The organism is Enhygromyxa salina, from assembly GCF_000737335.2.
Classification (GTDB): Bacteria; Myxococcota_A; Polyangia; order Nannocystales; family Nannocystaceae; genus Plesiocystis; species Plesiocystis salina_C.
Genome location: NZ_JMCC02000089.1, coordinates 56,490 through 80,938 on the forward strand (window position 1 = coordinate 56,490; position 24,449 = coordinate 80,938).

Sequence of the window (24,449 nt, forward strand, 5' to 3'; positions counted from 1 at the left end):
GCGCCGGTGCAGGACACGGTCGCCAGCGTTCGTCGAGCCGAGGTTGAGCGGAGCACCCGTGAGACGCAGATCCGCGTGGCGCTGGCGCTGCCCGGGGACGCCCCCGCGCCGCCCAAGATCTCCACACCGGTGCCGTTCTTGTCGCACATGCTCGAGGCCCTGGCCCGACACGGCGCGATGGGACTCGAGGTCGACGCCACCGGCGACGTCGAGATCGACGATCACCACACCGTCGAGGACGTGGGCTTGGTGCTTGGCCAAGCGCTGGATCAGGCGCTCGGGGATCGGACTGGGATCTACCGCTACGGGCACTTCTCGCTGGCGATGGACGAGACCCTGGTCGACGTGGCGCTGGATCTTGGCGGTCGCCCCTACCTCGTCTTCGATCTGCCGGCGATCTCCGGCAAGTGGATCGGGCGCTTCGACTGCGAGCTGGTCCGCGAGTTCTTTCAGGCGCTCGCCGTGCAGGCGCGGATGAACCTGCACGTGCACCTGCGCGCTGGCGGCAACGCCCACCATGTGGTCGAGGCCTCTTTCAAAGGTCTCGCTCGCGCCCTGCGAATGGCCTGCGCTCGAGATCCAGCCGCGGCCGGCGTCGTCCCCTCGACCAAGGGCGTGATCTAGTCACGCCACAGAGCAAGCAGCGACCCCAAAAGTACTGTGGGTCTATGACACAGTCCCCTTCGAAGGGGCCACACATGCCGCCGCGAACAAGCGGCCCCAAAAGTGCCAAAGCGCCTGTGGGTCAATGAAACAGCCCCCTTCGAGGGGGCCACACATGCCGCCGCGAACAAACGGCCCCTTGGGAGCGAGCGAAGCGAGTGACCGCGAAGTGCCAAAGCGCCTGTGCGGGTCAATGAAACAGCCCCCTTCGAGGGGGCCACACATGCCGCCGCGAACAAACGGCCCCTTGGGAGCGAGCGAAGCGAGTGACCGCGAAGTGCCAAAGCGCCTGTGCGGGTCAATGAAACAGCCCCCTTCGAGGGGGCCACACATGCCGCCGCGAACAAACGGCCTCTTGGGAGCGAGCGAAGCGAGTGACCGCGAAGTGCCAAAGCGGCTGTGGGGGTCTAAAGAAGTGCCAAAGCGGCTGTGGGGGTCTAAACTAAAACCGAATTCCGACGCCGCCGGGACCGACTTGCAGGTGTTTCACCGCCGCCTCGACCTTGGCCTGCTTGCGCGGGTTCTTGGCCGTGCTGAGCAAGATCGCCACGCCAAGGGTCACCAGGGCGCCACCCGCAAGCCCCAGGCCGACGCCGTACCACTTGGTGTTGAACACGTGCCGGCAGTCACCCTCGAGGTCGACGTCCGGCCCTTCGCACGCGCCCCCGAGCCTGAACGGCCGGTAGTCGAGGTAGGTCAGCGCCAAGCCACCGCCGACGGCCGCGATGCCGACCCCGAGCGAGGCGAACCCCCAGGGTCGCTTGGGCAGGCGGTTCGGGACCTTCTCGAGCTCGTAGCTGAGGCTCTCGCGGGCCCCCTCGACGAAGGTGCGCTTTTCTTGGACGGAGATGTATCCGTCCTTGCTGACGCGGATCACGTGGTCGCCGGGGATCAGGGGCTTGTCGACGGGCGTGGTGCCGAACACCTCGCCATCGAGGGTGACCTCGGCGCCGTCGGGATCCGAGGTGATGTTGACCGCCGCCGGACCGCTGGCGAGCGCGTCGAGCTTGGTGCGCAAGGTCGCGGCTTGGGTCTGCATCAGACCGCCTACGTCGACGACACCACAGATCTCGCAGCCCTCGCTGGTCGAGACGATCTTGGTCCCGTCGCTGCCGTCGAACAGCTCGACGCGGACGCTGTAGTCGCGATCGACGACCTGAACGGTGGCGCGCACGATATGCGTCGAGCCCGTCTGCCCCGCGATCTTCTTCATGCACCCGGGCTTGTCGCAGTCACCACCGCCGACCGCCGCCGTGACTTGGTCGGGGGTGACGATCTCGAAGCTTCCGCGCTGCAGGCCCTCGACCAGCTGGGCCGTGAGATTGTCGCGGTCGGCGTCGGGCAGATCACCATCGACGACGAGCGGCAGGATCGCCGTCTTGGCAGCGACGTCCGTCGAGGTCGCCGAACTCCCGGCCGAGCCGTCAGGTGGCGCGGCGAAGGCGACCGGGGCTTGGGCGAGCCCGAGGGCGAGAGCCGTGGCTGTCGCACAAACGGCGACCATGGATCGGGAACGACCCGCGGGAGAGGCCATGCGCCAGGCTAGCATACCTTAGACCCCCACCTTATAGACCCCCACATAGACTTTAGACTGCGCCGACTGCAGCCGCTTCGCGTCTGGTCGCTTCGCTCCTCGGGGCCGTTTGTGCGCGGTCGTATGTGTGGCCCCCTAGAAGGGGGCTCGGGTGGCTTCGGCGGACGTGTACGGGTGCTTTGGCGGACGTGTACGGGTGCTTTGGCGGACGTGTACGGGTGCCTTGGCGGACCTGTACGGGTGCTTTGGCGGACCTGTACGGGTGCTTTGGCGGACCTGTACGGGTGCTTTGGCGGACCTGTACGGGTGCCTTGGCGGACGTGTACGGGTGCTTTGGCGGACCTGTACGGGTGCCTTGGCGGACGTGTACGGGTGCTTTGGCGGACCTGTACGGGTGCCTTGGCGGACGTGTACGGGTGCTTTGGCGGACCTGTACGGGTGCCTTGGCGGACGTGTACGGGTGCTTTGGCGGACCTGTACGGGTGCCTTGGCGGACGTGTACGGGTGCTTTGGCGGACCTGTACGGGTGCCTTGGCGGACGTGTACGGGTGCTTTGGCGGACCTGTACGGGTGCCTTGGCGGACGTGTACGGGTGCTTTGGCGGACCTGTACGGGTGCCTTGGCGGACGTGTACGGGTGCTTTGGCGGACCTGTACGGGTGCCTTGGCGGACGTGTACGGGTGCTTTGGCGGACCTGTACGGGTGCCTTGGCGGACGTGTACGGGTGCCTTGGCGGACCTGTACGGGTGCTTTGGCGGACTTTACGGGTGCTTTGGCGGACCTGTACGGGTGCTTTGGCGGACTTTACGGGTGCTTTGGCGGACCTTACGGGTGCTTTGGCGGACTTTACGGGTGCTTTGGCGGACTTTACGGGTGCTTTGGCGGACTTTACGGGTGCTTGGCGGACCTGTACGGGGCTTCGGCGGACCTGTACGGTGCTTCGCTGACGGCAGCCGCTTTGCTCCTCGGCACGTGTGGGCCCCCCACTAGGACTAGAAGGGAGCTCGGGAGCGTTCAATTGTTAGTCCTGAACGGTTCCGTCGCCCTTGGCTCCGCCGCGGATGTACTTGTCTACGGCGGCCTCATGCTCTTGGACGCTCTTGGAGAATTGGTGGGTGCCGTCGTTGCGGGCCACGAAGTAGAGGTAGCGGGTCTTCTCGGGGGCGAGCACGGCCTCGAGCGCGTCTCGGCCGGGGTTGGAGATCGGGCCGGGCGGAAGGCCCTCGTGGGTGTACGTGTTGTACGCGTTGTCGGGATCGCGCAGGTGGATGCGGCGAATCCGACCCTCGAATTGCTGGCAGGCCTCGGACTTGCGCTCGGGGACGGTGCAGCCGTAGATGATCGTGGGGTCGGTCTGCAGCAGCTTGGGCTTGAACGAGGTGAACTTCAGGCGGTTGATGAACACGCTGGCGATCCGCGGGCGCTCGGCTGCCTGGCCTGTCTCTTTTTCGATCAGTGAGGCCATGGTCACGATCTGGTGATCCCCCCACCCCAGGTCGTCGGACAGCTCGCGGGCGCCCTCTCCGTGGGCTCGCCGAACCTCGTTGAAGACCTCGTGGTGGCGCTTGATCATGCGCTCGACGATCTGGGTCGCCGTGGCCTCGGTCGAAAATTTGTAAGTGTCCGGGAACAGGTAGCCCTCGGCGCTCGCGGCTGGGACCTCGAGCCTGGCCAGCAGCTCGGGGTCGCGCATGGCGGCGATCAATTCGGCCTCGCTGCCCCCAAGGCCCGCCTCGGCGAAGATCTGCGCGATCTGCAGGCTCTGCTTGCCCTCGGGGATCGTCACCCGCCGCTCCTGCACGCCCTGCCGACGCATGAGCTCGTCGAGGATCTGGGTCGGGGTCATGTCACCGCGGAATTCATGCTTGCCCGCGGTGACCTTGGCGGCGGCGCCCCGGTGCAGGACGAACAGCTTGAAGGCCTGGGTCTCGTCGGGGGCGATGACCTCGTGCTCGGCGAGCAGCTCGAGCACCCGCGGAAAGCTGGCGCCGGCTGGGATCGTGAGGGTGATCGGCTCGCTCGAGCCCAGGCCCGGCCGCTCGGGGTAGCTGGTCAACCGCTTCCAGCCAGCGTGCGCGCTGAACACGGCCAGCGCCAACAAGGTGACGATGATCCCCAACGCCCACCGCTGCGGCCGGCGAGACTTGCGGGGCAAATACCAAGGATGCGGTTTGCGAGCGGCTGGCTTCACCGTGCGAGCTCCCGGTTCTCGGGACGGGCGTCGAGCCAACCTTGCAAGATGAACTGCGCCGCGACGGCGTCGATACTGCGCTTGCGTTTGGCCCGGGACACGTCGGCTTCGATCATCGTGCGCTCGGCCGCGGAGGTCGAGTAGCGCTCGTCCCACGTCTCGAGACCCAGCCCCAGGCCCTGCTCGGCGATCGTGGCGGCCAAGACCGTGATGAAGCGACGGACCAGACGCGCGCGGTGACCCTCGCTGCCGTCGAGCTCGAGCGGGAGGCCGACGACGATGACCTCGGCCTCGAGCTCGCGGGCGCGCGCGCACACGGTGGCGGCGTCGGCCGTGTGACCGGCCCGCCGCAGGACCTCGCGGGCGTGGGCCATCGCGCCGCCGCTGTCGCTGACGGCGACGCCAATGGTCTTGGATCCTACGTCGAGGGCGAGCGCGCGCATGGATGTGTGTTCGAAGGCCTGCTCAGTCTTTCTTGCGTCGCTTGCGACGACCCGACGACTGCTTGCTGTCTTTTTGGATCTTGAGCGAGGCGACGACCTCTGCGGTGCTGGCTGCGATCACTTCGTCGTCTGTTGGCGTGGGGGCTGCTGCGGCTTGGGCCTGCATCTGGGCGATCGCAGCCGCGGCCGCGGCCCGTTCACCGGCGCTCACGCCCTTGCCCAGACCATCGCTGGCGCGGGTGCCCAGGCTCTGGGCCTTGAGCTTGGCGACGGCCGCCTTGGCTGCAGCGTCGAGCCGCTGCATCTGCCCGTCCGAGCGACCCGCGACGGTCGAGCGCTCGCGCCGACGCGACGCCTTGGTCAAGGTGCTCTCGTACTCGGCGCCCTCTTCGGCGCGACGCTTGTCCTCTTCGGACAGGCGCATCTGCAGGACCTGATCGAGCACGGTCTGCGCGATGCTCTCCCACATGTCGCGGAACAGCTGGAACCCCTCGATCTTGTAGGCGTTCTTGGGGTTCTTGTTGGCGTAGCCAAGCAGGCCAATGCCGGCGCGCAGCTGCTCGATGTCCTTGAGGTGGCCGATCCACTGCTCGTCGATCTCGCGCAGGTACACCCGGCGGACCTGATACAAGAACACGTACAGGCCAAACTCTTGCTCGCGGGCGAGCAGCGAGGCCTCGATCCGCTCCCAACAGGTGTCAACGAGCTGGTCGATGTCGTCCTGCACGGTCGACAGGTCAACCTCGACATAGAACCGACTGCGCAGCTGGTCCTCGAGGGCCTCGAGCTCCCACTCGTCGGGGTGCACGTCCTCCGGGCACTGCTCCATCACGGCCTTCTCGATGTGCTCGTAGCAAAGGTCGTGGATCCGCTCGCGCTGCTGGATCAGCGAGGCCGCGACGACATCGAGCGCGCGCGCGATCACTTTGTCGCGATCCATGCGCACGTCGTCGACGTTCACCAGCGAGCCGTAGTGCCGGTAGATGTCGTGGGTCAGCTCGTGGGGCACGATCCCGTCGGGCGGGAACGGGTTCTCGACCTCGGGGTCGAGCCCGGCCTTGACGAGCTGCTCGCGGCAGTGACGATCGATGATCGCCACGGTTCGCTCGCGCATGGACTCTGCGAGCGAGGGGATCGTGTGCGGGCCCGAGGTCTCGGGCGGCGGCGGGAGCTTGCGCTTTTGCTCCTTGCGGGCCTCGTCGTCCAAGATCTCGGGCTGGTAGCGGCCCTCGAGGATCTGCCGGCGCAGGGCGTAGATCGCCTTGCGCTGCTCGTTCATCACGTTGTCGTACTCGAACAGGTTCTTGCGGGTGTCGAAGTGCATGGCTTCGACCTTGGTCTGGGCATTCTCGATCGCCTTGTTGACCATCGGTGCCTCGATCGGCACGTCCTCTTCCATGCCCAGCCGCTCCATCAGGCCGCTGATGCGATCGGCCCCGAAGATGCGCATGAGGTCGTCCTCGAGCGACAAGAAGAAGCGCGAGGCCCCGGGGTCACCCTGGCGACCGGCGCGACCACGCAGCTGGTTGTCGATCCGGCGGCTCTCGTGCCGCTCGGTCCCCAAGATGAACAGGCCGCCGAGCGAGAGCACTTCTTGCTTCTCGGCCTCGCACTGCTCTTTGAGCCCGGCGTGCAGCTTGGCGAACGCCTCGGGGTCTTTGTCCGGGTCGTAGTGGGCCTTGGCCATCAGCTCGGAGTTGCCACCCAAGATGATGTCGGTGCCGCGCCCGGCCATGTTGGTTGCGACCGTGATCGCGTGTTTGCGACCCGCCTGGGCCACGATGTAGGCCTCGCGCTCGTGGTTCTTGGCGTTGAGCACCGAGTGCGGGACGCCAGAGCGCTCGAGCAATTGGTGGATGACCTGCGACTTCTCGACGCTGGTCGTGCCAACCAACACGGGCTGGCCGCGCTCGTGACACTCGCGGATCTGCTTGACCGCGGCCATGAACTTGCCGCGCTCGCTCTTGTAGACGACATCGTCCATGTCGTCGCGGATGATCTTGCGGTTGGTTGGGACCACCAACACTTCGAGGTTGTAGATCTTGTGGAACTCTTCGGCCTCGGTGTCCGCCGTGCCCGTCATCCCGGCGAGCTTGTCGTACATGCGAAAGTAGTTCTGATAGGTGATCGTCGCGAGGGTCTGCGACTCCGGCTGGATCGGGACGTTCTCCTTGGCTTCGATCGCCTGGTGCAGGCCGTCGCTCCACCGCCGGCCCTCCATCTTGCGGCCGGTGAACTCGTCGACGATCACGACCTCGCCCTTCTCGACGAGGTAGTTGACGTCGCGCTTGTAGAGCACGTGCGCGCGCAGGCCCTGGTCGACGTGGTGCTTGAGCTCGGTGTTTTCTTTGGCGTAGAGGTTGGAGCAGCCCAGCAGCTTCTCGATGCGATCGACGCCAGCGTCGGTCAGCTGCGCGCTGCTGGCCTTCTCGTCGACCACGTAGTCTAGATCCTTGCGCAGCTGCGGGACCGCCCGATCCACGGTCTTGTAGAGCTCCGCTGGCTTGGCGCTCTCACCCGAGATGATCAGCGGCGTGCGGGCCTCGTCGATCAGGATCGAGTCGACCTCGTCGACGATCGCGTAGTTCAGCTCGCGCTGAACGTACTTCTCGATCGTCTCCTTCATGTTGTCGCGCAGGTAGTCGAACCCGAACTCGTTGTTGGTCCCGTAGGTGATGTCGCAGCGGTAGGCTTTTTGGCGCTCGTGGTGGAACAGGCCGTGGACGATCGCGCCGACCGAGAGGCCCAGGTAGTTGTAGATCTGCCCCATCCACTCTGCGTCGCGCGACGCGAGGTAGTCGTTGACGGTGATCAGGTGGGCGCCGCGGCCAGACAGCGCGTTGAGGTACAGCGCCGCGGTCGCCGTGAGGGTCTTGCCCTCACCGGTCCGCATCTCGAGCACCATGCCGCGGTGCATCGCGATCGCGCCGATCATCTGCACGTCGTAGTGGCGCATGCCGAGCGTGCGCGTCGCCGCTTCACGGACGGTCGCGTAGGCTTCGGGGAGCAGGTCGTCGAGCGACTCGCCGTTTTCGATGCGCTGCTTGAACTCGGCGGTCTTGGCTTTGAGCTCGTCGTCGCGCAGCGGTTGCAGGGTCTTTTCCAGCGAGCCGATCTTGTCGACGAGAGGCTGGATCTTCTTGACCTGTCGCTGGTGCTTGGTGCCAAAGACCTTCTTGAGGACGCGTTGGAGCATGGTAGGGGCGCCAGGGTATGTGGGGGTGCACGCGCTGTCTACGCGCGTCGCCGCCAAGCGACCGTTCGAGTCGCGGGCGCACCTTCGCGTATGCTCAGCGGGCAGACAATGGCGGAACTGCGCAAGGCTACCCCTCATATTCCGGGATCTGACCAGCCGCGCTGGGCCGCCGCGCTGGGCCGCGGGTCGGCGTCGGGCGGGGTGCATGTGGTGGCGCCGTCGGGGCCAGTCAACAGCGAGCGGGTCCGGCGTGGGCTCGCGCACGTGCGCCGTCGCTACGGTGAGCCGCGCTTGGCCGCCAACCTCGAGCGCCGCGCGGGCTACTTCGCCGGTGACGACGCCGAGCGGCTCGCGAGCTTGGAGCTGGCGCTGCGCGACGAGCAGGCCCACGTGATCTGGGCGGCGCGCGGCGGCTTCGGAGCCACGCGCTTGCTCGGGCGCCTCGACCCGGCGCTGCTCGAGCGACCCAAGCTGCTCGTCGGGTTCTCGGATGTCAGCGCGCTGCTGTGCTGGGCCTGGACACGCGCGCGGGTGCCCTCGATCCACGGGCCGGTGATCGGGCAGCTGAACGAGCTCCACGAAGACGATCGACAGAGGCTGTGGGCGCTGCTCGAGGGTGAGCTGCCCGAGCCCCTGTGCGCCAACGAGCACAGCGCGAGCTTGCATGGCGGCCGGGTCGAAGGCCGCTTGATCGCCAGCAACCTCGAGGTCTTGCGCAGCTTGATCGGCACCCCGCACATGCCCAGCTTGAACGGGGCGATCCTCGCGCTCGAAGAGGTCGGCGAGCGGCCCTACCGGGTCGATCGGGCGCTCACCCAGCTGTTGGACAGCGGCTCGCTGCGCGGCGTCGCGGGCGTGGTCGTTGGGGATCTGCACGGCTGCGAAGAGCCCGAGCACGGCGGCAGCCGCGGCTGGACGGCGGCGGAAGTCCTCGATGATCGGCTCGGGCGGCTTGGCGTGCCGGTGCTGCTTGGCCTGCCGTTTGGGCACGCGCCGGGGCGCAACGCTGCGCTGGGGTTTGGGGTGCTGGCGCGGCTCGACGCGGATCAAGGCGCGCTCGAGCAGCTCGAGCCGGTCGCGCTTGGCGAAGCCACGTGAGCCTCGCATCGACACCGACGGGGCCCGGCGATAGCATGGCTCGCGGATGGATCGTGAACTCAAGCGCAGCTTCATCGCTAGCTGCAAGCCCGATGAGCCGGTCGGTCCCCAAGACCCCCGCCACTACGATTTTGACACCCCCAGCTTGCGCCTCCGGGGTGAGCCATGGCGCGAGCGCCTCTCGGCGGTCATCGATTTCGCCGCCGAACCGACAGCGCAGCTGGTCACCGGCCTGCGGGGCAGCGGGAAGACCACGGAGCTCCGGCAGCTCGAGCGCGATCTGACCGAGCGTGGATACCGCGTCGTGATGGCCGACGCGGGCCAGTGGCTCAGCAACGAGCGGCCGCTGACCACCGAGGACTTGATGCTCGCCCTGGTCTTGGCGCTGTTCCCCGACGGCAAGCCCGAGGACGTCGGCGGTTGGGTTGACGAGTATGCGAAGCAGGCGTGGCGGTTCCTCAACTCGAAGGTCGAGCTGCAAGGTGGGATCGCGGCGGTCAAGGCCAGCTTGACCACGGACGAGACCCTGTTTCAGCGTGTCGCCAAGCAGCTGCGCGACCTCGACGGCCTCCGCGAAGACATCCATGAGTTGCTCGCCAGCGCCGCCAAAGGCTCGCGCGACCAAGGTCAGGAGCTGGTGATCATTCTCGACGGTGCCGAGAAGCGCGCCACTGGTGACCTCGACGCCTCCGCGCGGCGCGAGGAATTTCACAACCACTGGTTCGCCAGCTTCATCCTCCAAGCGCGAGACCTCAAGCCTCCGGTTCACACCATCTATACCGTGCCGCCCTTCATGGTTCGCCGGGCTTCGGAGCTCACGGCCAACTTCGGCGTCGAGCTTCAGTTCCTGCCGATGGTTCGACTCTACGAGCGCGACGGCGTCCTCAACCTGCCGGGCGTAGAGGCCATGGTCGAGGCGCTGCATCGCCGGGTCGCCGCCAAACACTTCGCTGATCCGGCGATCCCACGCTGGCTGGTCTCGCGGTGTGGGGGCTATTTTCGTGATCTTCTGCGCTTCTTGACCGAGATGACCTACCGCGTTGGCGAAGCCCCACGCTTCACCCGCGAGCACGCCGAGCAAGCCGTCGCCCACGTCCAGCAAAATTATCTGCAGGCGCTCGTGCTCGAGGACAAGCAGCTGCTTCGCCAGCTCCACCCAAGCCGGAAATTTCCCGACGACGAAGCCTCTCAGGTGCGCATGGACAGCCTGCTGCAGGGGTTCAAGATGTTCCGCTATCACAACGGCGGGCCCTGGTACGACGCACACCCGTTGTCGTGGGCCGAGCTCGGTTTCGCCGATGACCTCCCGGACTGGAGCCGGTTCGAGGGCACAGGCTGAGCGATATGAACCCACGCGGCGTGCTCGACTGGCCGGGCATGCTCGGCATGGCCGACAACGCCGAGCAGTGGGCGCGGCTGCGCGAGGCGATCGAGCTCAGCGAGGGCTTTGCGTTGTTGTTCGTCGTCGTTGCCAGCCTCGAAGCCGAGACGCTCGCGGTCGAGGGGCTCGGGGAGCTCGCCGCCGAGCACGACCGCGATCCGATCTTGCTCGACGCTCGAGCCGACGGGGCCGAGGCGCCCGTGCATCGTCTGTCGAGCGAGCTTGGGCCGCGCCCGCTGGCTGTCCTTCGCACCCACGCCAGCCTGAGCCGGGACCGCGAGGCCTTCGAGCGCTGCTGCGTCCAGCTCAACGGCCGCCGTGATCAGATCGTTGGCCAGCTCGCCGGGCCTCTCGTCATCGTCACTCGTGTCGATGCCCTGCGTACGCTCAGCGACATCGCGCCGGACCTCTTTAGTGTCCACGCCGCGCAGTTTCACTTGAGCTCGGCCTACGACGCCGGACACCCGGACTGGCTGCTGCTGCCCCACGAGGCGTTTGGGTTGCTCGGCGTTGGCGAGAGCTTTGGGGGTGTGACGATCGAGGGCATGCCCAACTACCTCGAGGCGATCCCCGAGGTCCCGCGTCCGCTGCTTGGTCGCGCCGCGGAGGTCGGGCGCCTGTGTGCTGCGATGGCTCGGAGCCCGGGGCGGATCCGCGTCTGGGGGGCGCGCGGGATCGGCAAGAGCGCCGTGGTTGCTGCGGCTGTCTCGGACCTGGGGGGGCACTACGAGCGGGTGTTGTGGTTTCACGGGTGGGCCGCTCACACGCGCAGCGGGATCCTTGGCGCGATCGTCCGGGCGCTCGATGTGCGGGGGCGTTGCCCTGCGGATCCCGTTGACATCGAGGCGCGCTACCTCGAGCTCAGCCGGGCCGCGCGGGTGTTGATCGTGGTGGAGCTGACGGGAGAGCCGGACCCGGACTTCGCCGAGCTTCCGGCTCCTGCGGCCGGGTCGTTGCTGATCGAAGAAGCCGCCACCGCGTCGGCGAGCGCGGACGTAGCTGTGGAGATCGGACCGCTGTCAGCCGAGCATGCCCGTGCGCTGTGGGCCCGGTGGACGGACTCGCCTGTGTCGCCGCTCCTCGTCGAACTCACCGACGGACGTCCAGGAATGATCGAACTCGCCGCACGAGTCTCGGAAGCCCACCCGAAGTTTCGAGACCAGTTCGCGCGCTCCAAAGAATCCTGGGGTAGCTGCGAGGAGATCCTCCACCAAGTACGAATGCCACGTCGCTCGACGATCGGTAGTTGGTCCTACTTCGCACCTGCGATCCCGCGGCGTTTCCTCATCGAGGATCTCGCCAAGCTAGAATCACAAGGCATCCTGAGCCTCGACAGCCAAGCCGCTCGCTTCGTCGGTCGGCCGGACGGGCTTTTCGACTATTTTGGGCGCGAGGTACTGCTGGTGGCCCTCGCTCGGACAACACCTCCGCTGTCCCCGGCCGAGCTCGAGTTCGTGCGCAGGGGCTTGCGGCTGTACAGTCGCGAGTGGGACTCCGAGGACGACCCCGACTTTGAGTTTGACCCCAGGATTTACTGGACTGGGGACTGGCGAGCAGCCCCCGAGGCGCTCGCGCAGCAGGCCCTCGAAGCCTTACCAGTGGACGAACGCGCGAGCTTTGCCGCTGCCCTCGCGGAGGTTCGCGACGCCGACGAAGCCTTCACCTGGATCCGCCGGGCGATCGTCGCGGCGATCAGCTCGGGCCAGCTCGGGCGGGCCCAACGACTGCTCTCGAACGCCGCTGAGACCATGGCGAGCGAGACCCTCGATCCCATCTGGCTGCTCGACACCGAGCTCATCCTCGCGCTCATGCCCCCGGCCCCGCTCGACGACGCGGGCGTAGCGAAGCTGTTGTTCGAGCGGGAAACCGAATTCGCCAGGGCCCACCCGGACGCCGCCATGCTCGCCCGCGTCCGCCATGGGTGGTCAGATCGCAGCGATCACGAGCCACCGCAGATCCGTGTTTTTGGCGATGCGCTCAGCCAGGATCCGGGGCCAGACCTCGACGCCCACGTGGCCGAGGTCACCCTCCGCTTCGACACCCTGGCGAAGCAGACCGCCCACCCAGAGCTCTACGCCCACTTCGTCCACGCCCATCTGTGCATCCTCGAGCTCCGCCGCGCCCGCTGGGCCGAGGCCAGGCGCCACCTCGAGCGCGTGATCGACTCGGCCCAGACCTGGGGTCTCGCGTACCCGCTCCTCCGGGCCCACCTCTTGGCGCACGAGTTCGCCCTCGCTACGGGCGACCTCGAGCCCACGACCCAAAACCTCGACGTGAGCCTCGCCCGCTGCGATCAGCTCCTCGGCCCCCTCCACCCTGGCACCCTGGCCGCGCTCACCCTCGGCCTGCGTATCCGCGAGGGCCTCGGCCAGATCGACGCGGCGCGCACCCTCGCCGAGGACTGCCGCCGCCGGCTCCGCTATGGCTCTCCGCAACAGGCGGTTCTCGCGAGCCTGTTCGAGTTCTACAGCGAACACGGCCCGCCCGAGGTCGCGGCCAGCTTGCGGGCCCGCATGGCCTGAGTGAGCCCCATGCAGGCGGAACACCCGCCGACGCTCAGCCGTCGACACCACGCAGTTCGAGAGGCATCGCAAATTCCACTCGTTTTTGGCTCCGAACGCGAGCAGAGTTAGAAGCTGAAGGTATGACCAGGCCCGTCAACAGTCGCGCGACCGCCCCTCGACGTCCGTACGCGTGCGCCAGCTTGGCGTTGGTCACGATCCTCACCGGCAGCGTGGGCTGCCACCAAGAGCGGCCGCCACCGCTGTCGACGGCAGAGAGCCTCGGCACCGACGCGCTGCCCTCGGTGGACGATGAAGCCGAGCCTGCAAGCGCGCCGGCGGATATGCGGCAGCTGTGGTTCATGGACGGCTTGGGCCGCGAGGCGATCCTGGCCCGCGAGCGCCGGGATCACACCAGCGCGGTCTCGCTGCTCGACAAGATGCTCGCAGATCCCAAGCTGGCCAGCGGGGATCGAGCGGCGGCCGAGCTGCTCCGGGCGCTCGAGCATCTTCGCGTCGATCAGTTCCCCGAGGCGGCCCAGCTCCTGGCCCAAGCTCGGGTCGCGCCCGCGCTCACGCCGATCGAGCCCTACCTGCGCATGCTCGAAGCGCAGGCCCGGCTCGACGCGAGCGAGAGCGACGTGGCGCTGAAGCTGGTCGCGGATCTCAGCCCTGATCTCGAAGCCGGGATCCCGGTCCGGGTGTTGTTGGTCAAGGCCGACGCGCAAGCCCGGACCCAGGATCGCGCCGGAGCGATCGCCACCTACAACGCGTTCTTGCGCCAAGCCAGCGGCGCCGAGCGCCACGAAGCCCGGCGCAAGCTCGCGGTGCTGCTGCTCGAGGGCAACGACGACGACAAGCGGGCGGCCGGCAAGTTGTTCGAGCAGCTCGTCGCCGAGGTGCCGCTGTCGGACTACGGCGCCGAAGCGGACGCCGAGCTCGACAAGCTCGAGAAGGCCAAGCTGATCACCCGCAGCAAGACCGAGCGCCAGCGGCTCGCGCGTGACCAAGCCAAGGCCACGGCCGAGCGCCACCTAGATCAACACAGCTACGGATCCGCGGTCGCGGCCGTCGACGACTTCATCAAGCACGCCAAGCAGCACGGGGCCACCGACAAGGATCGCTGCGAGGTCCTGTTCGTGAAGGGCTCGGCGATCTTCAAGATGCGCAAGCGGGCCAACTCGCAGCCGGTGTTTGACAGCGCGGCCAAGCACTGCGCCAAGGCCGGCGACGTCACGCTCGAGGTCAAGTCCCGCTACCAAGCCGCGCGGGGTGTGTACGCGGCCGGCAAGTACGAGCAGGCGGCCGGTCGCTTCGAGCAGCTCGCCCGCGACCACGCGGATCACAGCTACGCCGACGACTGCTTGATCAAGGCGGGCGAGTCGTGGGAGTCGGCCGGCGATCCCGGCAAGGCCCGCGCGGCCTACGAGTCCTCGCTGGCCAAGCACCCCGGCGGCGACATGTACGGCGAGGCGCTGCGGCGGTTGTTGGTCCAAGGCTTCGCCGAGGGCCGGCTGCCCGACGTGGTCGCGCTGATCGACAAGTCGATCGCCGGCGGCAAGGTCGAGGGCGACGAGCTCGCCAAGCTCCACTACTTTCGCGGCAAGGCCCTAAATCGGCTCGGCAAGGGCGACGAGGCCGAGGCCGCGTGGTTGCAGGCGATCGAGACCCGACCGCTCAGCTACCCATCGCTTCAGGCGCTGTCGCGACTGCGCGAGCGCAGCGACGAAGCGGCCGCGGCTGGGCTCGCCAAGATCTCCGCGAGCAGCGACGCCCCGGTGCCCGAGCTCGCGCTCCCTGCCACCCCCACCGCCACGCGGGTCAAGCTCTGGGCCAGCCTTGGACTTGGCGAGCAGGCCCGCGACGAGCTCGAAGCTTCGGCGATCACCGGCTGGCCCGCCGTCGCGGCCCTGGCCCAGGCCGGGCTGTACAGCGACGCCCAGCGTGCGCTCGCCAGCGTCGGCACGAGCTGGCGGGGCGGCGGCCCAACCGGCGCGCGCCGACAACTGTGGGAGCTCGCGCATCCGGTCCCGTTTCGTGGCCTGGTCGATCCCGGCGAGCAGGACCACGGCGTGCCCGCGCTGTTGACCTACGCGATCATGCAGAGCGAGAGCCGCTTCAACCCCGGCGCAACGTCGTGGGCCGGCGCCCGCGGGCTGATCCAGCTGATGCCCGCGACCGCGCAGAACGTGGCCGACCGCGCCGGCCTGAAGATCCAGCCAAGCCAGCTGTACGATCCCGCCACCAACCTGGACATTGGCCAGCGCTACCTCGCGGGCCTGACCGCGCGCTGGAACAACGTCGACGGCGCCCCCGCGCTGGCGGTGCCCAGCTACAACGCCGGACCCGGCCGGACCGACGAGTGGCTGAAGCTGCGCGGCGACTGGGATCTCGATCTATTCGTCGAAGCGATCCCCTTCGACGAGACCCGCCGCTACACGCAGTCGGTGCTGGGTCGCTGGGCCGCCTACCGCTGGCTCTACGGCACCGGCGACGAGGCCGCTCGCATGCCCTACATCCCGCTGCAGATCCCGAGCTAGGCAGAGTACTAGTTCAGGGCCTCGCGAAGTGCGAAGCCGCCCGGTCGGGTCACAGGCGGACACGTAAATGGAGAGGCACCCACCCACCTCCAGGTGCTCAGACGAGAGCCCCCTTCTAGGGGGCCAATCATGCCCTTGCGAACAAACGGCCCGTTGGGAGCGAGCGAAGCGAGTGACCGCGAAGTGCCAAACCGCCTGTGGGGGTCATAGAAGGCCCGCGAAGTGCCAAACCGCCTGTGGGGGTCATAGCCGGACACGTAAATGGAGAGGCACCCACCCACCGCCAGGTGCTCAGACGAGAGCCCCCTTCTAGGGGGCCAATCATGCCCTTGCGAACAAACGGCCCGTTGGGAGCGAGCGAAGCGAGTGACCGCGAAGTGCCAAACCGCCTGTGGGGGTCATAGAAGGCCCGCGAAGTGCCAAACTGGCTGTGGGGGTCATATCAAGCCGGAGATTCGCCCTCTTTTTTGCCGGTCGCCCCGGTCCCCTCGATCGCGAGCTTGCGCTCCATGCCCCGAACCTTGGCCGTGAAGAACGCCTCGGCGCCGGCGTAGAGGGCCACGAAGGTCCAGATCGGCGAGAGGTGGGTCAGCAGCGCGAGGCTCCAGACCGCGAACACCAACGACGCGCGGCCGACGTCTCCGTTGAGCAGCTGGCCCGTGCCCGGCAAGAACAGGCTGAGCAACCCTGCGGTGACCGGCAGCCGCGGCTCTTCGTCGTCGTAGACGGCGAGCTCCTCACCCTCGCGCAGCACCAGCGCCGTGGTCTCGCCGAGCTCGTGGGCGGCCTCGCGGAACATGGCCTCGAGCTGGGCCTTGCGCTCGGGGCTGACCATGTAGCGCAGGCTGCTGTCGGAAACGGGGCGCAGCTCGCCGGCTTGGACGAGCACCTCGATCGCGGTTTGGATGTCGGCGCGGGGGCACTCGAGCGCGCGACCAGCCGAGACGGCGGTGATCGTCGTGACGGTTGGCTCCGCGAACAGGCTCAGGATCCGTGCGGTCAGCGGGCTGCGCTCACTGCTGGACCGCGGCGCTTGGGCGTGGATCGGCGTCGCGTCGTGATCCCAGCCGACTTCTCCGCGATCGTTGAGCGGACCCCTGGGGCGGCTCTCGGGCTCGCCCGACTCAGGCCGGCGGGCGAGGGACCTCACCGGTTTCGACTTGCCTTCGGTCATGCGTGGGCTCGTCCACAGCATGCCAACGATCCCCGGTGAACGGTACCGCGAGCACCACATGGGTAGGGTCGCGACCGCTCAGCCTGGACGAGGTCCCCGCGCGAGCGGGGCTGCGCAACTGACGCCGCTGGGCGTGGAGTCGCGTCGCTCACACTGGCACGGCGAAGTCACGCAGCGCCTGGTTCAAGCTGGTGCGCATGTCCGTGCTGGCTTTGCGATGTCCAATGATCAACGCAGCGCTGAGCTGGAACTCGCCGGCAGCAAATTTTTTCGCGCGCGTGCCGGGGATGACGACCGCCCGCTCCGGCACCCGGCCACGATACTCGACCGGCTCGGGTCCGGAGACATCGATGACCGGCGTGGAGGCGGTGATGACGACGTTGGCCCCGAGCACGGCTTCTTTGCCGACTCGCACGCCCTCGACCACGATCGCGCGCGAGCCGATGAAGCAGCCGTCTTCGATGATCACCGGCGTGGCCCCAGGCGGCTCGAGCACGCCGCCGATCCCCACGCCCCCAGACAGGTGGACGTTGCGGCCGATCTGCGCGCAGCTGCCCACGGTCGCCCAGGTGTCGACCATGGTCCCGCTGCCCACCCACGCGCCGATGTTCACGTAGCTTGGCATCAACACGGCGCCGCGCTCGATGAAGGCGCCGCGACGCGCCGTGGCTGGCGGCACGACCCGCACGCCGGCCTGTGCCCAGCCGCGCTTGAGCGGGATCTTGTCATAGTACTCGTAGGGCCCGACCTCGATGGTCTCGAGCTTGCTCAGGCCGAAGTACAGCAAGATCGCCTGCTTGACCCACGCGTGGACGACCCAGTCGGACTCGGGGGTCTGGCCGGGCTCCGCGACCCGCAACTTGCCCGCGTCGAGCAAGCCGATGGTCTCTTCGACAGCGGCGGCGTACTCGGGCTTGTCGAGCAGCGAGCGATCGTCGTAGGCGGCGCGGATCAGACCCTGAAGGTTCTCGGTCATGGCCGGCGGCTTAGCACTTTTTGAAGTCGTTCATGCTCGTGGCGGTGAGACAGCGCTCGACGCTCGCCCGCGAGAACTTCTGCTTCTTGCACTGATCCACGACCTCTTCACGACCAGCTTCGGCCGCGTTCTCGAGCACTCGAGGGCTGAGCTTCTTGCTGTCCTCGCTCAGCTCGCCGCTGTAGAGCTCGACAAATTTATCGCCGAGTTTGGCGCAATCCTCATCAGAGGCGGCGCACCCAGCAAGGGTCAGGAACACGAACATGCTGGCTGGGAGGTACTTCATGCGGCGGCCGCACATTAGCGAGCGCTCGGCGGATTGCGATCGCTCCGTCCGGGTCCGTCCCGGGCACCAAGGCGTGAGAATAGACACAATAAAGATCGCTCGGTCCAGCAATCTGACAGCCGTTGAACCGCACCTGCATCCAACGAGCTTCGCGCCGGAACGGCATGCCCAACGATCGAGTCTCAGATGGCCAGGTGGCCTCGCCACGCGCGCGCGCGGCCGCGGAGCGGTTGGCGCAGCGATTGGCGCGGCCTGCACCGTTGCTCTTGGGCCACAGCACCGCCGCGAGGGACCTGCGTCGACAGATCCAAGCGGCCATCGAATCGAACGCCGCGGTGTTGCTCGTTGGCGCACCCGGCACTGGCAAGCGCACGGTCGCAGAGATCATCCATCACTTCGCTGGGGGCGAGACGCCCTCGCTCGCGCGCGTGTGTACGGATGTCCCCGGCCCGATCGCCCCCCCCGAGGGCTTCGCGTTCGTCTCTCCGATCGAGCAGCTGAGTCTGGATCAGCAGGCCAAGCTCCGCCGTGACGTGGGGCTGAGCCGGCTGATCCTGGGTACGCGGCTGGATCCTGACAGCCGCGATGGCCAAGCCCGGTTGTCCCCAGAGTTGCTGCGTTGGTGCTCGATCCGCATCGACCTGCCCTGCCTGGTCGAGCGCATTGATGATCTCGAGGCCCTGGTGATCGGGTTGCTGCACCGGGTTCCAACCACACGACCGGTCGGCGCGATCTCGGACGACGCGCTTGGGTGCCTGCGCGCCCACGACTGGCCCGGAAACGTCAGCGAGCTCGAAAACGTGATCACCACGGCCCTCGAGGTCGGAACCACGACGCAGATCGAGCTGCAGGATCTCCCGGCCGCGCTGCGCGAGCGAGACCCGAGCAGCCCTGGGCCGAGCGCACCCGAGCAGGAGTTCGCGCTCGCGCTGGCCGAGCGTCGCGCCGTGCAGCGGGTCATGCGACTGGTTCGAGGCAACAAGCGGAAGGCCGCCCGTTTGCTGCAGATCGGCAAGACCACGCTGTATCGGCGGCTCCACGAGTACGATTCGTCCTCAGGCTGAGACACCGGTCGGGACACATGGGCGCCAGTGGGGCTATGCTTGGCCCATGTTCGGAGCGTCCACCCTCAGCGCTGGGGCCGGCCTTCGCCCCGGCCGGTGGTTGCTGGCGATGATGGTTGGCTTGTCGGCTGGGATCGTGGCCGGCTGCCTCGAGCTCGAGCGAGAGGTCTCGTGCGGCGATGGCTGGTGGGACCCCCAGCACGAAGAGTGCGACCCGCGGGACGACTCGCACCTCGACGAATGCCGCAAGCGCGGCTGGAAGCGGGACGCGACCTGTGACCCCGTCACCTGTGAGCTGCGCGCGAGCGAGGAAGACTGCGCCATGTGTGGTGACGGCGTGGCGTCCCATACCGAAGAGTGCGACGGCGAGGATCTACGCGGCACCACTTGCAGCGCTGGCGTCGGGTTGCCGACCTGCCGGTCGGACTGCACCCTCGATCACAGCATGTGCCCGCCAGTGTGCGGCGACGACATCGTCAGCGGCGCCGAGGAGTGCGAGCCCACGGCATCGTGCGCCACCGACGACGACTGTCCGCTCGGAACCGTCTGCTACCAAGCGTTTGGGCAGTGCGTCGCGGTGGGCGAGAACTTCGCACCCAACCTTAACTGCGGTGCCTACAACAACGAGGCGATCGGGGTCGACAAACCCTACACCTCGGGCACGATCGACCGCTGCACGTCCGAGTGCTTGTTTGGTCGCAACGACTGCGGCTTTTGTGGCGATGGGGTGCTCGACCCCTCCTACAAAGATCTCGTGTTCCCAACCGGCGAGCTGATCGAGTTTCCGTCAGAGAAATGCGACGGCAACCACGTCGCGGACCAACAGCAGCTCGTCAATTACTGCGCGCCGCTGTGCCCAAGTGACAGCCCGAACAACGGCGACGTCGTCGTCCTGTGCGACTTCGAGTGCAACGCGGGCTGCTCGGGCTTCGCCCCGCCCGACAACATCGCGCCGGGTCCAGATGCATTTGGCTGCTGCCTGGCCAAAGGCTCGCCGTGTCCCAAATTCGACACCGAGGGCGTGCCCGACTTCCCGTGCTGCTCGTGGCTCGAGAACCCCAACTGGCTCGCCGACGAGAAGTGCGTGATCCAAGAGACCGGCGCGATCCCAGTCGTCTTCGTCTGCCCCTAGACCTAGAGGCCTATCCCACCCAGGCGCGGTTGGGGGTCCACAGCACGCGGGTGCGGGCTGGCTCGGCGACCTTGGGGGCGTTCTGGCTGGTCTGCGCGGCTGGCTGGCCAACGCCCACGGGGGTCGTCGCCATGACCTGCTCGGCGGCGGCGATGATCTTCTCTGGCGAGACCACGATGTGATGCTCGAGGTTCACGTTCTGCGGGATCCCGGGGACGGGATCCTGCCCGAGCACCCGGGTGACGACTGGCTGATCCGACATCGCCTCGATCGTCTGCCCCTGCAGCTCCCGGCCAATGCTGGCGAACGCACGATCCTCGTGGACCACGAGCAGCCGTCCGGTCTTGCGGACCGAGGCCAACACCGTGTCCATGTCGGGCGGGACGATCGTGCGAAGATCGATCATCTCCACGTCGATGCCGCGCTCGCTGAGGGTTTGGATCGCCTCGTACACGAACAGGGTGCAGCGACCCCAGGTCACGATCGTGATGTCGCTGCCCTCACGGCGGACGGCGGCCTTGCCCAGCGGCACGCGGAAGTCGGTGGGCAGATCCGGGATCAGACCCTGCATGCCGATCGCCCGCTTGAGCCGCTTGATCTCTTCTGCGTCGCTTGGCTCGCCCGGGAACGCGTCGCCAAGGGGCATGCGGTACAGACCCTTGGACTCGAACACGACGACCGGGCCGGTGTACTCGGCGGCCGAGCGCAGCATCCCGTAAAAATCGCGCGAGGTGGTTGGCGCGATGATCGTGAGGCCGGGGATCGAGCCGTAGAAGCCCTCCATGCACATCGAGTGGTAGATCGCGCCGCCGTGCAGCGGCTCGACGGGCAGCCGCGCGATCACGTTGGCGCGCACGGTCCCGTTGGTCTGCCACAGCAGGTTCCCCATGTAGACCAGCCAGTGCAGGGTGTTGAGGCTGTAGTCCGAGAACTGAATCTCGGGCATCGCCGTGGCGCCCTCGTGCATCGCAAACCCAACCGCGGTGCCGAGGATCAGCGGCTCGTTGATTGGCGCGTCGCGGACTTGCTCGGGGAACCGCTCCCACAGCCCCTTGGTCGCCTGCATCACGCCGCCGCGCTCGGCCACGTCTTGGCCGTAGATCCACGTCATCGGGTTCTGCTCCAGGATGTCGCGCATCGCGGCCCGGATCGCCCCGTTGAGCGAGATCACGGTCTCGCGGCCAACCGGCGCGGGCTCGACAGCCTCGGGGTAGGGATCGTAGATGTGCTCCCAGATCGACTCGGGCTTGGGCTCGGGCTCGGACTCGGCGATCCGCATGGTCTCGAGGATGTAGTCGTCGGCCAGCTTGCCGACCCGGCCGAAGTCGTGGCGCTTGTAGTAGTCGCCGCGGGTCTCGTCGTTGCGCCGAATGATGTCCTGGGGCTCGAGGATGCCCCGCTCGACCAGGGCCTCGCCGAAGTCGTTGAGGCAGTCGTGGGCGTCGAACGAAAAATTATAGATGCCCGCGTTCGAGTGCCCGTTGAGGCGCGACAGACCGTGAACCCAGAACAGCGCGGGGCGCTGGTTGTCGCGGCAGAACGTGGCCGCGGCCTTGCTGACCTCGTACATCTCGAGGAAGTCGTTGCCGTCGGCGCTGAAGAACTCGAAGTCAAACGCCTTCGCGTAGGCCTGCAGGTCCCGCAGCCCGCGGCCGTCTTCCGGCTTGACGCTGATCGCAATGCCGTTGTCGGTCACACACAACAACAGCGGCACGTCGAGGATCGCGGCCCCGGTCACGCCCTCGTGAAAGTCGCTCTCGGCCATGGTGCCGTCGCCGACGATCGCAACCGCGAGCCCGTCGTCGTAGCCCTTTTGGCGCATGCCGTGGGCGTAGCCGACCGCCTTGCCCAGCTGCATCCCCAGCGCGCTCTGGGCCGGCAGGATGTTGAAGCGCGGATCATTGAAGTGCGCCGTCATCTGCCGGCCGCCGCTCCACGGATCCGTGGCCCGCGACAGCTGCTGGCGCATGTGATCGAGGTGAAAGTCCTCGTAGCCCCGCAGCCGCGACCACAGCGAGATCAACCCAGCCGAGCGGTAGTGACCCGAGATCCCGAACGCGTCGCGGTTGACGACCTCGTTGTAGGCGAGCGCCTGGGCTGCGCCGTGCAGCTCTTCGCCCGGACCCCAGATCGCAAATTTGATGTTGCCCTTGGAGCACTCTTGGACCACGCGCTCGACATGGCAGCGAGCCATGCACATCTCGCGATACGCGAGACGCAGCAGCTCGGGGGTGAGCGAAGGATGGTCTTGGAGCCTATCGAGCGGGTATTTCGCGGCCATGTTCACCTGGCGGGGGGCCGCAACGTAAGCGATCTGCGGCGTCGCTTCCAGGTTGTTGGACGCGCGAGCGGCAGGTGTGAGGGAGCGGCGCGAAGGTCCATGCGCACGACGTGTCGAATCCGTTGAAATTGCGCCGCTAGAGCGCTTCGCCCCGCTCTAGAGCGCCAATCAGTTTGAATTCACGACGCCAGGCACATCTGGGACCGCCCCTGCCGTTGTCGGTCGGCGCTCTAGCGCTGGACCTTGGCGTCGCACTCGAGCTTGGCGGGTGTGAACAGCGTCGGTTGGGTCAGCTCGCAGCTCTGCACGCTGATGAATTCCTTGTCAGCGTGCTTGGCGGTCCACTGGATCTTGCAGACCGCTGCGCAGTCGAGCGCGGCGATGCTCTTACCAGCACCGGCGGCGACCAAGGCGTCGAGGTCGGCCTTGCTCAGGTCCGACTCCAAGGTCTGGCTCTTGCTCGGCAGCGCAGTCAGCCGCATCCGTCGCGCGAGCGGTTGGCGCTCGGCCTCGTTCGCCGGGCCGAGCTGGGCCTCGCTGCCCATCACCCACAAGACCGCCCGCGACAGCCCCATCTGTGGGTGCCGTGCGCCGACGTGCAGCCCGGCCAAGAACAACGCGCCGACGAGCATGCCGGGCACGAGCACCCAGCCCAGCAGCCAGCCCAGCTTGCTCGAAGACTTGCCCGAGGCGTCCGAGGCGTCGCCCGAACCGCTCGAAGACTTGCCCGAAGGTTTCCCGGTTGTCTTGGCCATGGTCAGGGCTGCTCGCTGGGTTCGGGTTGGGTTGCGGGCTTCTTGGGCTTGGGCTTCTTGGGCGTGGGCTCGTTGGGCGTGGGCGCTTCGCCCGGCCCGTCGTCCGCCGCGGCGGAGCTGGCGAACGGCCGACGCTTGTTGAAGACGACCTTGCCACGGTTGTCTGGATCAATCGTGGGCGCGGTGCCAGGTTGCGACGTGGCGTCGCTCATGAAGCTGTCGAGCTGCGTCACCGGCTCGGCGCCGAGCAAGCCCGCGAGCGCCCGGAGCATGTTGCGATAGAAGCGATCCGTCTGGGCGAGGTCGGCGAACACCAGCGCGTGGTCGCCATGCTCGGCGCCGATCCAGCGCGACGGCTCAAAGCCCGCGGGCTGCGGACGCGCGAGCAACCCGAGGATCACATCGGCCCCCTCACGATCGTGAGTTGCAAGGGCGGCGAGCAGCGTGTCGACGTTGGCGTTGGTCGCGAGGTCCCAGACCACGACGCCCTGCAGCTGCACGTCGACGCCAAACAGCAGCTCGAAGCTGGCGTGGGTCGCCGACGTCAAGCTCGCGACGTAGCTCAGCCAGTCTTCACGGGCGATGACCAGCGCGGGATCGACGAGGATCTTCACGCGCACCAGGCGGGTCTCGTCGAAGCGTGAGCGCAGCTCGGAGCCGACGGGCTCGGCGACCGCGGTGAGCAGTCCGCTGGCCGGCGCCTGGATGACCGTTGGATCGGGCGGGTCGGGTGGGTCTTGGGGGAGCGGCTGCGGCTCACCGGTCTCGCCTGCTTCCCCTCCCTCCCCTGTAGCGAGCGGTTGATCCGGCTGATCCGGATCCGGTTGATCCGGCTGATCGGGCTCGGCCGGCCCGCCAGTTCCGGCGCTCGTGGCCTGACCCGCCTGACCCGCCGGGACTTCAGCAGCCACCGGAGGATCAACATCGGCGTCTGGGCTTGCGAGCCCCAGCCAGTTGGCCTCGAGCGTCTGCACCCGATAGGACCGCGAGGCGCCAAAGTACACGCCGCTGGCGAAGATCAAGAAGATCACCAGCAGCGGAACCCCAGCGAGGGCCGTGAGCCGGCCAATGACGCGAAGCCGGGATGATCCGCCGCGGGATGCGGGCTTGGGGGAGGTGTCCGCCATGTGCGGCGGGGAGTATAGCGCGACCGCAGCCGGGCGCCGGCCCGCGCGCTTGGCTGCCCTCGGTGAACCGGTCTGCTGACACGCCCGCAGCGGGCGACAAGGGTTGG

The 24,449-nt window shown here is 67.5% G+C and carries 17 protein-coding genes and 1 pseudogene; 7 read left to right on the forward strand and 11 right to left on the reverse strand.

Annotated elements, in window-relative coordinates; genetic code table 11:
- The first annotated feature begins 6 nt into the window (after positions 1–6).
- Positions 7–624 (forward strand): imidazoleglycerol-phosphate dehydratase HisB, encoded by a 618-nt coding sequence (gene hisB / locus DB30_RS29155; protein ID WP_052555076.1) that lies wholly within the window; start codon positions 7–9, stop codon positions 622–624.
- Between the two features lie 481 nt (positions 625–1,105).
- Here the strand turns inward: hisB and DB30_RS29160 are convergent, their stop codons facing one another.
- The 5 genes and pseudogenes from DB30_RS29160 to secA form a co-directional block, all read right to left on the reverse strand.
- Positions 1,106–2,167 (reverse strand): PEGA domain-containing protein, encoded by a 1,062-nt coding sequence (locus DB30_RS29160; RefSeq protein WP_052555078.1) that lies wholly within the window; start codon positions 2,165–2,167, stop codon positions 1,106–1,108.
- 1,051 nt (positions 2,168–3,218) lie between these two features.
- Entirely contained in the window at positions 3,219–4,352 is a 1,134-nt protein-coding gene (mltG, locus tag DB30_RS29165) for an endolytic transglycosylase MltG (protein WP_165703998.1), read from the reverse strand.
- Between the two features lie 32 nt (positions 4,353–4,384).
- The gene (gene ruvX, locus DB30_RS29170; protein WP_052555082.1) at positions 4,385–4,831 is read right to left on the reverse strand and encodes a Holliday junction resolvase RuvX; all 447 of its coding nucleotides are present in this window, start codon (positions 4,829–4,831) and stop codon (positions 4,385–4,387) included.
- Between the two features lie 22 nt (positions 4,832–4,853).
- Positions 4,854–5,945 carry a hypothetical protein gene (locus tag DB30_RS43225; protein WP_420870683.1) on the reverse strand — a complete coding sequence of 364 codons (1,092 nt, stop codon included), beginning with the start codon at positions 5,943–5,945 and terminating at the stop codon, positions 4,854–4,856.
- Positions 5,946–6,029: 84 nt separating this feature from the next.
- Positions 6,030–8,027, reverse strand: a pseudogene (gene secA, locus DB30_RS43230) (preprotein translocase subunit SecA); the annotation flags it as partial.
- A 210-nt stretch (positions 8,028–8,237) separates the two neighbouring features.
- Here secA and DB30_RS29180 point away from each other — a divergent pair.
- From DB30_RS29180 to DB30_RS29195, 4 genes are all read left to right on the forward strand, one after another.
- Positions 8,238–9,125 (forward strand): S66 peptidase family protein, encoded by an 888-nt coding sequence (locus DB30_RS29180; RefSeq protein WP_420870684.1) that lies wholly within the window; start codon positions 8,238–8,240, stop codon positions 9,123–9,125.
- Between the two features lie 46 nt (positions 9,126–9,171).
- Entirely contained in the window at positions 9,172–10,464 is a 1,293-nt protein-coding gene (locus tag DB30_RS29185) for an ATP-binding protein (protein WP_052555088.1), read from the forward strand.
- Positions 10,465–10,469: 5 nt separating this feature from the next.
- Positions 10,470–13,028, forward strand: a complete 2,559-nt coding sequence (locus tag DB30_RS29190; RefSeq protein WP_052555090.1) for an ATP-binding protein — start codon at positions 10,470–10,472, stop codon at positions 13,026–13,028.
- A 122-nt stretch (positions 13,029–13,150) separates the two neighbouring features.
- Positions 13,151–15,547, forward strand: coding sequence for a lytic transglycosylase domain-containing protein (locus tag DB30_RS29195; protein ID WP_146661105.1), 2,397 nt, complete (start codon positions 13,151–13,153; stop codon positions 15,545–15,547).
- A 442-nt stretch (positions 15,548–15,989) separates the two neighbouring features.
- Here the strand turns inward: DB30_RS29195 and DB30_RS29200 are convergent, their stop codons facing one another.
- From DB30_RS29200 to DB30_RS29210, 3 genes are all read right to left on the reverse strand, one after another.
- Positions 15,990–16,697 (reverse strand): hypothetical protein, encoded by a 708-nt coding sequence (locus tag DB30_RS29200; RefSeq protein WP_146661107.1) that lies wholly within the window; start codon positions 16,695–16,697, stop codon positions 15,990–15,992.
- A 172-nt stretch (positions 16,698–16,869) separates the two neighbouring features.
- Positions 16,870–17,697, reverse strand: coding sequence for a 2,3,4,5-tetrahydropyridine-2,6-dicarboxylate N-succinyltransferase (locus tag DB30_RS29205; RefSeq protein WP_052555096.1), 828 nt, complete (start codon positions 17,695–17,697; stop codon positions 16,870–16,872).
- Positions 17,698–17,707: 10 nt separating this feature from the next.
- Positions 17,708–17,983: a hypothetical protein gene (locus DB30_RS29210; protein WP_052555098.1), complete on the reverse strand. Its 276-nt coding sequence runs from the start codon at positions 17,981–17,983 to the stop codon at positions 17,708–17,710.
- Between the two features lie 194 nt (positions 17,984–18,177).
- On the opposite strand from DB30_RS29210, the gene DB30_RS29215 reads away from it, so the two are divergent.
- Together DB30_RS29215 and DB30_RS29220 are read left to right on the forward strand one after the other, a co-directional pair.
- Positions 18,178–19,047 (forward strand): AAA-type ATPase lid domain-containing protein, encoded by an 870-nt coding sequence (locus tag DB30_RS29215; protein WP_165704000.1) that lies wholly within the window; start codon positions 18,178–18,180, stop codon positions 19,045–19,047.
- Positions 19,048–19,093: 46 nt separating this feature from the next.
- On the forward strand, positions 19,094–20,179 hold the full coding sequence (locus DB30_RS29220; protein ID WP_146661109.1) for a hypothetical protein: 1,086 nt from the start codon (positions 19,094–19,096) through the stop codon (positions 20,177–20,179).
- Between the two features lie 10 nt (positions 20,180–20,189).
- Here DB30_RS29220 and DB30_RS29225 read toward each other — a convergent pair whose 3' ends face one another.
- The 3 genes from DB30_RS29225 to DB30_RS29235 form a co-directional block, all read right to left on the reverse strand.
- Positions 20,190–22,460, reverse strand: coding sequence for a thiamine pyrophosphate-dependent enzyme (locus DB30_RS29225; protein WP_052555105.1), 2,271 nt, complete (start codon positions 22,458–22,460; stop codon positions 20,190–20,192).
- 230 nt (positions 22,461–22,690) lie between these two features.
- Positions 22,691–23,215, reverse strand: a complete 525-nt coding sequence (locus DB30_RS29230) for a hypothetical protein (protein ID WP_052555107.1) — start codon at positions 23,213–23,215, stop codon at positions 22,691–22,693.
- 2 nt (positions 23,216–23,217) lie between these two features.
- The gene (locus tag DB30_RS29235; protein WP_052555110.1) at positions 23,218–24,342 is read right to left on the reverse strand and encodes a hypothetical protein; all 1,125 of its coding nucleotides are present in this window, start codon (positions 24,340–24,342) and stop codon (positions 23,218–23,220) included.
- Positions 24,343–24,449: the final 107 nt, after the last annotated feature.

Bases quoted from the DNA above. Each gene is read 5' to 3' on its own strand.
- DB30_RS29160 (WP_052555078.1), bottom strand. From the start codon at position 2,167: ATGGTCGCCGTTTGTGCGACAGCCACGGCTCTCGCCCTCGGGCTCGCC.
- ruvX (WP_052555082.1), bottom strand. From the start codon at position 4,831: ATGCGCGCGCTCGCCCTCGACGTAGGATCCAAGACCATTGGCGTCGCC.
- DB30_RS43225 (WP_420870683.1), bottom strand. From the start codon at position 5,945: ATGCGCGAGCGAACCGTGGCGATCATCGATCGTCACTGCCGCGAGCAG.
- DB30_RS29185 (WP_052555088.1), top strand. From the start codon at position 9,172: ATGGATCGTGAACTCAAGCGCAGCTTCATCGCTAGCTGCAAGCCCGAT.
- DB30_RS29190 (WP_052555090.1), top strand. From the start codon at position 10,470: ATGAACCCACGCGGCGTGCTCGACTGGCCGGGCATGCTCGGCATGGCC.
- DB30_RS29195 (WP_146661105.1), top strand. From the start codon at position 13,151: ATGACCAGGCCCGTCAACAGTCGCGCGACCGCCCCTCGACGTCCGTAC.
- DB30_RS29205 (WP_052555096.1), bottom strand. From the start codon at position 17,697: ATGACCGAGAACCTTCAGGGTCTGATCCGCGCCGCCTACGACGATCGC.
- DB30_RS29210 (WP_052555098.1), bottom strand. From the start codon at position 17,983: ATGAAGTACCTCCCAGCCAGCATGTTCGTGTTCCTGACCCTTGCTGGG.
- DB30_RS29220 (WP_146661109.1), top strand. From the start codon at position 19,094: ATGTTCGGAGCGTCCACCCTCAGCGCTGGGGCCGGCCTTCGCCCCGGC.
- DB30_RS29225 (WP_052555105.1), bottom strand. From the start codon at position 22,460: ATGGCCGCGAAATACCCGCTCGATAGGCTCCAAGACCATCCTTCGCTC.
- DB30_RS29230 (WP_052555107.1), bottom strand. From the start codon at position 23,215: ATGGCCAAGACAACCGGGAAACCTTCGGGCAAGTCTTCGAGCGGTTCG.
- DB30_RS29235 (WP_052555110.1), bottom strand. From the start codon at position 24,342: ATGGCGGACACCTCCCCCAAGCCCGCATCCCGCGGCGGATCATCCCGG.